We start from the raw sequence: 6,114 nt of genomic DNA, 5'->3' as shown, positions 1-6,114 counted from the left end.
GCGTGTCGATTGGGCGGATGGCGCGCAGCTTGTACTCAAGGAAGGCCAGCGCGCGCTTGTTGGCGCCGCGGATTTCGTCGTCCAGGCGCGTGAGGTATTCTTCGATGCGCTCAAGCTCGTACAGACGCTGCAGGTCGCGCTGAAACGCCGCGTGGCCCTTGCTCTCGTCGCCATCGCTCAGGCGGTTGACATACCAGTCGAGCAGGCGCTCGCGCTGCTGGGGGTCGGTATCGATTTCCTGCACGGCCTCCAGGATGTGCTGGCGCTTGGACAGCGGATGTTCGCTGGTGCGAAGCTCCTGGTAGTCCCCGATGAAGACCTGCTGAATGTAGTCCTGAAAGAAAGTCCGGACGTATTGGGCCGTGGTCGCCTGCGCGCCGATGGTGGACATCAGGTCGCGCACGTTGGTGCCGGTGTTGCGGATGTAGACCAGCAGGTTGCGGCATTGCTCGGCCGCTTCGCGCATCAGGTCGCCCGAGGCTTCGCCCTTGTGGACTTGCGCGACGGCCGCGTCGATCGAGCGGATCTTGCCCGACACAAAAACCGGTCCCGTCTCGGCGAAGTTGATCAGCTGGGTCAGCAGCTGGCCCACGGCCGGCGCCATGTTGACCGTCTTTTCGATGCCGTACTTCTCCAGCCGAAACCAGCCGGCTTCGAGCAGGCGGTTGAAGATGCCGATGGCGCGGATATTGAGTGGCGTGTCCGGCGGCTCGCCCGACTCGGGCTGCCATTCCTCGGCGTATTTGAGGTGATCCTCAATCTCCTGGGTGATCTCGCGCTGCAGGAAGCCGTAGCTGGGCGGCAGGGGTGCGTCGGGGCCGAAGCGGTGGCGGTGCAGGTGGCACAGCAGCGCCCAGTAGCCGTGGCGGTTCTGCGAGGCCAGAGGCCCGAACAGGTGTTCTGGGATGCGCTGGAAGAGCGCCATGGAAGCGGGTGCTACGCGGGAAACAGCCATGGCCGCACCTCCTCGACGTTGTCCACCGCCAACTGGTAGTCGGGCGGCAATTCCTTGGTGATGTCCAGGGCGAGGCGTAGCTCCTGAACCAGATAGGGCAGCAGAGCGCCGCGGCAGCTGTGTACGCGCGCCGCAGTCCCCTCGAAATACTCGCTACGTACGAGGTCCTGCTGGCCAGGTGTTAGCTTGGGATGCGCCTGGATACGGACTTTCACCACAGCGTTCCATTTGGTGTCCTCTGCGGACGTGGCTTCGGCCTTTTGGTCCAGCATGGAGAGTTTCGCAATGCGCCCCAGCACAAAGTCTCGAAAGTCACGGGTCTCCAGGCAGTAGCCGCGCATGTGCCAGCGCCGGCCGGCCTGCACCAGGCTGTGTGGCTCCACAGTCCGTGGATGTGGCTCGGGGGTGCGCATGGATCGGTACTCAAGTTTTAGTCGCGTGCCTCGCTCGATGGCTAGACGAATGCGAGAGAAGATGTTGGGGTTGACCTGGGAGAAGCCCCAAGGGGCCACGGTGATCGGGCCGGCACCCGGGGTGAGGTCCGCATGAATGTCCGCCTCTGCCAGATATGCGGCCAAGCTCAGATCCGAGTTGCCAGCCTTGAGTTCAACCTGAGCCTTCTTGTAGGCCGCGGGGGTGACAAAGTAAGACTTACTTTTGCTGTCCCATTCAAACCAGTCAGGGGTTTCTTCCCGGATTTCTCTGAGGAGTTGGCTCACCCGAATACCACTTAGGCCCAGGACGCCCATGATGCGGCCGCGACTCAGACGCCCCTCCCACAGAGCCATGCGGCGCATGACCTTGTAGCGGTTCTTTTCAAGAAGATTGGGTGGATTCATCGCTTTCGGGTTAGATGGTATATAAAACCACATCATATACGAAAATATATTACATGGAGATATCTGCGTGCCAAAGTGAGGTGCGCCGCTTGATGCGAGGTCTTGCAGACTGTGAACCGCAGTCGCAAGACGCCAATATCCTCTGCATTTTTCGCAGCGCTCGGCCAGTTTCTGGGCGTCACGTCTAGGCTGGCTGCCGTCACTTGATTTCGAAGCGCCAATGACCGCTCCCATCGGTATCGGTCATTGAGCAGCTCGCAGCCTAGCCGGCCGCTTTCGCGAAGCGGCCGTTCAAGGCACTGTTGCTGCAGATGGCCAGACGGCCAAACTTGGACCAGCGGGTGGCCGCTATCGGGGCCCACGAACTGGTGTTGCCGACCCATATCAGTCGGTCGTGAACTGGACAAGCGGATTTTCAGCATCCGAGGCTCAATCGTGTCTATCGAACCCGGGGCGATTCAGGGCGCAAATAAAGTTTCCAATCTTCTATACGAGGTGGAAGTTGCGTTTCCGCCGACTTCTTAGGAAGTCAGCTTGACCCGGCCACCAAACTAGATTTCGGGCACCAGATTTGATTAAAAACAAGGGTTATCCCTGGGTTCTCAAAGATTGGCACGTGAATTGCATTGTTCCTGCCGATCATGCTGCTAAGCGTCGGATCGCCGTTCACATGGTTAACAAGCCTATGGAGACAAATATGGTTGAGACTTTCTACGAGGTAATGCGCCGCAAGGGTATTTCTCGACGCAGCCTGATGAAGTACTGCTCGCTCACGGCCACATCTCTGGGCCTGGCGCCTTCGGTAGTACCGCAGATTGCGCATGCAATGGAGAACAAGCCGCGCACACCGGTACTATGGCTGCACGGACTGGAGTGTACTTGTTGCACGGAAAGCTTTATTCGGAGCGCGCATCCGCTGGCGAAAGACGTCGTGTTGTCCATGATTTCGCTGGATTATGACGACACGCTGATGGCTGCCGCGGGCCATCAGGCCGAGGCCATCCTGGACGAAATTACGAAGAAATACAAGGGAAATTACATCCTGGCCGTCGAAGGCAATCCGCCTCTGAACGAGGACGGCATGTTTTGCATCCAGGGGGGAAAGCCCTTCATCGAGAAGCTCAAGCGAGTGGCCAAGGATTGCAAGGCCGTCATTGCCTGGGGTTCCTGTGCTTCCTGGGGCTGTGTGCAGGCTGCCAAGCCCAACCCCACTCAGGCTACGCCAATCCACAAGGTCATCACCGACAAGCCCATCATCAAGGTGCCGGGTTGTCCACCGATTCCGGAGGTGATGACGGGCGTGATTACCTACATGCTCACCTTCGACAAGATCCCGGAGTTGGATCGCCAGGGACGTCCAAAGATGTTCTACAGCCAGCGCATCCACGACAAGTGCTATCGCCGACCGCATTTCGATGCAGGTCAGTTTGTCGAGGCCTTCGACGACGAGTCCGCGCGCAAGGGCTACTGTCTCTACAAGGTTGGATGTAAGGGGCCGACAACCTACAACGCGTGTTCAACGGTGCAGTGGAACGAGGGCACAAGCTTCCCGATCAAGGCCGGTCACGGTTGCATCGGCTGCTCTGAAGACGGTTTCTGGGATAAAGGCTCCTTCTACGACCGCATTACCAGCATCCAGCCTTTCGGTGTCGAGTCCAACGCTGACAAGGTTGGCACGGCGGCGGCCAGCATCGTTGGAGCGGCGGTGGCGGCGCATGCGGCTTTGTCGGTGGCCAAGAGAGTACGCGACAACGTAAAGATGCCCGAAGCCCCGAATGCAAATCGCTGATAAAGAACAGGAAATCAAAATGGGTGCATACGAAACGCAAGGATTTAAGCTCGATAACTCCGGCCGCCGCGTCGTAGTCGATCCGGTGACTCGCATCGAGGGGCACATGCGATGCGAGGTCAATCTCGACAGCAAGAATGTGATTCGCAATGCCGTTTCCACCGGGACCATGTGGCGTGGTCTGGAAGTGATCCTCAAAGGTCGTGACCCGCGCGACGCGTGGGCCTTCGTGGAACGCATCTGCGGCGTTTGTACCGGCTGTCACGCGCTCACCAGTGTGCGCGCGGTGGAGGACGCGCTGGGCATCAAGATCCCGCTGAACGCCCATCTCATCCGCGAGATGATGGCCAAGACGCTGCAGGTGCATGACCACGCGGTGCACTTCTACCACCTGCATGCGTTGGACTGGGTGGATGTGGTGTCGGCACTCAAGGCCGATCCGAAGAAGACCAGCGAACTGCAGCAGCTGGTGTCGCCCTCGCACCCGCTGTCTTCGCCGGGTTACTTCCGCGATGTCCAGAACCGCCTGAAAAAATTTGTCGAGAGTGGCCAGCTCGGTCCCTTCAGTAATGGCTACTGGGGATCCAAGGCCTATGTGCTGCCGTCCGAGGCCAACCTGATGGCGGTCACCCACTACCTCGAAGCCCTGGACTTGCAGAAGGAATGGGTGAAGGTGCACACCATCTTCGGCGGTAAGAACCCGCACCCGAACTACATGGTGGGCGGCGTGCCCTGTGCCATCAACATCGACGGCAATGGCGCCGCCGGTGCACCCATCAACATGGAGCGCCTAAATTTTGTCGAAGCTCGTATCAAGGAAATGATCGAGTTCAACAACAATGTCTACATTCCCGACGTGCTGGCCATCGGCACCATCTACAAGCAGGCCGGCTGGCTCTACGGCGGCGGTCTGAGTGCCACCAATGTGGCTGACTACGGTACCTACGAGAAGGTGCCGTACGACCACAGCACGCACCAGTTGCCGGGCGGCGTGATCCTGAACGGCAACTGGGACAAGATCGAACCGATAGACCCGCGCGACCCTGAGCAGGTGCAGGAGTTCGTGACCCACAGCTGGTACAAGTATGGCGACGAGACCAAGGGCCTGCACCCCTGGGACGGCGTCACCGAACCCAACTACAAACCCGAAGGACCGAACTTCAAGGGCTCACGGACCAAGATCGAGCAACTCGATGAGTCAGCTAAGTACAGCTGGATCAAGTCGCCGCGCTGGCGCGGCCACGCGGTCGAGGTCGGCCCGCTCTCGCGCTACATTCTGGGCTACGCTCACGCGATGAAGGGTAACAAGTGGTGCCAGCGCGTCAAGCAGCAGGTCGACGAATCGGCCGTGGCCATCAACAGCACCATTCCCAAAGCACTGGGTCTGCCCAAGACGAGCTACAGCGCCAAGCAGCTGCTGCCCACCACCATCGGTCGCACGCTGGCCCGTGCCCTGGAAAGCCAGTACGCCGCCGAAATGATGATGGACGACTTCAGGCAGCTCGTGTCCAACATCAAGGCAGGCGACACCGCCACCGCCAATGTCGAAAAGTGGGACCCCTCCACCTGGCCTAAGGAAGCCAAGGGTGTGGGTACAGTGGCCGCGCCGCGCGGCATGCTGGGCCACTGGATCAAGATAAAAGACGGAAAGATCGAGAACTACCAGTGCGTGGTGCCCACCACCTGGAACGGGTCGCCCCGCGATCACAAGGGTCAGATCGGCGCCTTTGAAGCCTCGCTGATGAACACGCCCATGGTCAACCCCGAGCAACCGCTGGAGATCCTGCGTACGTTGCACAGCTTCGACCCCTGCTTGGCCTGCTCCACCCACGTGATGAGCGAAGACGGCCAGGAAATGAGCCGGGTCACCGTTCGTTGAACCTGAACCACTAATGACGATTGGAAATGACCATGAAGTATTGTTCGCTGAAACACCTGACCGTTGTGGCCGCCGTGCTCGGCTCGGGCATGGCTCAGGCCCATCCCGGCCATGACGTCACCAGCCTGTTTGCGGGCCTGTATCACCCGCTGGCGCTGGATCATCTCCTTGTGATGCTGGCCGTTGGCGTGTGGTCCGTCTGCGCGCTGCCCGCGCGTCGGGCGTGGCTTGGTCCCGTCGTATTTCTCGTCACCATGGCCGGGGCGGCTGCGCTGGGCGCCTTGGGCATGACGGTGCCCATGCTTGAGTATGCCGTGGCGCTGAGTGTGGTGCTCTCGGGGGTCATGCTGTGGCAAGCGCGGCAGTTGAGGGTTCCGGGCAGCGGCGGGGAACTAGTGCTGATCGCTTTAATGGGCGGCCTGCACGGACTGGCGCATGGCGCGGAATCGCCGGCAGTTGGCTTCGCGGCCTATGCCGCCGGCTTCCTGCTAAGTACTGCTGTCCTGCACATGCTGGGATTGGCGGCCGTGACCGGTCTGCGCCATATGGCTGTGCGCATGGTTGCCACAGCTGTCGGTGCATTGGGTGCTGCCATCGGTCTGGCGGGCGCTTTCTTGCTGGCACAGGTTGGTGCCTGAAGCCGGCGAGCAAG

The 6,114-nt window shown here is 60.2% G+C and carries 5 protein-coding genes; 3 read left to right on the top strand and 2 right to left on the bottom strand.

All coding sequences use genetic code 11. The annotated features are described in order from the left end of the window. Positions 1-955, bottom strand: a 955-nt coding sequence (locus CDE01S_RS15425; protein WP_218016531.1) for a Wadjet anti-phage system protein JetA family protein, incomplete at its 3' end; no start/stop codon positions are given. Continuing rightward, positions 937-1,794, bottom strand: a complete 858-nt coding sequence (locus CDE01S_RS15420) for a WYL domain-containing protein (protein WP_169802273.1) — start codon at positions 1,792-1,794, stop codon at positions 937-939. The genes CDE01S_RS15420 and CDE01S_RS15425, both read right to left, overlap by 19 nt. Positions 1,795-2,491: 697 nt before the next feature. On the opposite strand from CDE01S_RS15420, the gene CDE01S_RS15415 reads away from it, so the two are divergent. The 3 genes from CDE01S_RS15415 to CDE01S_RS15405 are packed head-to-tail and all read left to right on the top strand — an operon-like array spanning position 2,492 to position 6,100. After that, positions 2,492-3,583, top strand: coding sequence for a hydrogenase small subunit (locus tag CDE01S_RS15415; protein ID WP_066709532.1), 1,092 nt, complete (start codon positions 2,492-2,494; stop codon positions 3,581-3,583). Between the two features lie 19 nt (positions 3,584-3,602). Then, positions 3,603-5,462: a nickel-dependent hydrogenase large subunit gene (locus CDE01S_RS15410; RefSeq protein WP_066709530.1), complete on the top strand. Its 1,860-nt coding sequence runs from the start codon at positions 3,603-3,605 to the stop codon at positions 5,460-5,462. Between the two features lie 32 nt (positions 5,463-5,494). Further along, entirely contained in the window at positions 5,495-6,100 is a 606-nt protein-coding gene (locus CDE01S_RS15405; RefSeq protein WP_066709527.1) for a HupE/UreJ family protein, read from the top strand. Positions 6,101-6,114: the final 14 nt, after the last annotated feature.

Source organism: Curvibacter delicatus NBRC 14919 (genome assembly GCF_001592265.1).
Taxonomy (GTDB): domain Bacteria; phylum Pseudomonadota; class Gammaproteobacteria; order Burkholderiales; family Burkholderiaceae_C; genus Hylemonella; species Hylemonella delicata.
Note: the sequence above shows the minus strand (reverse complement) of the source record. Positions and strands in the feature narration are given on the sequence as shown.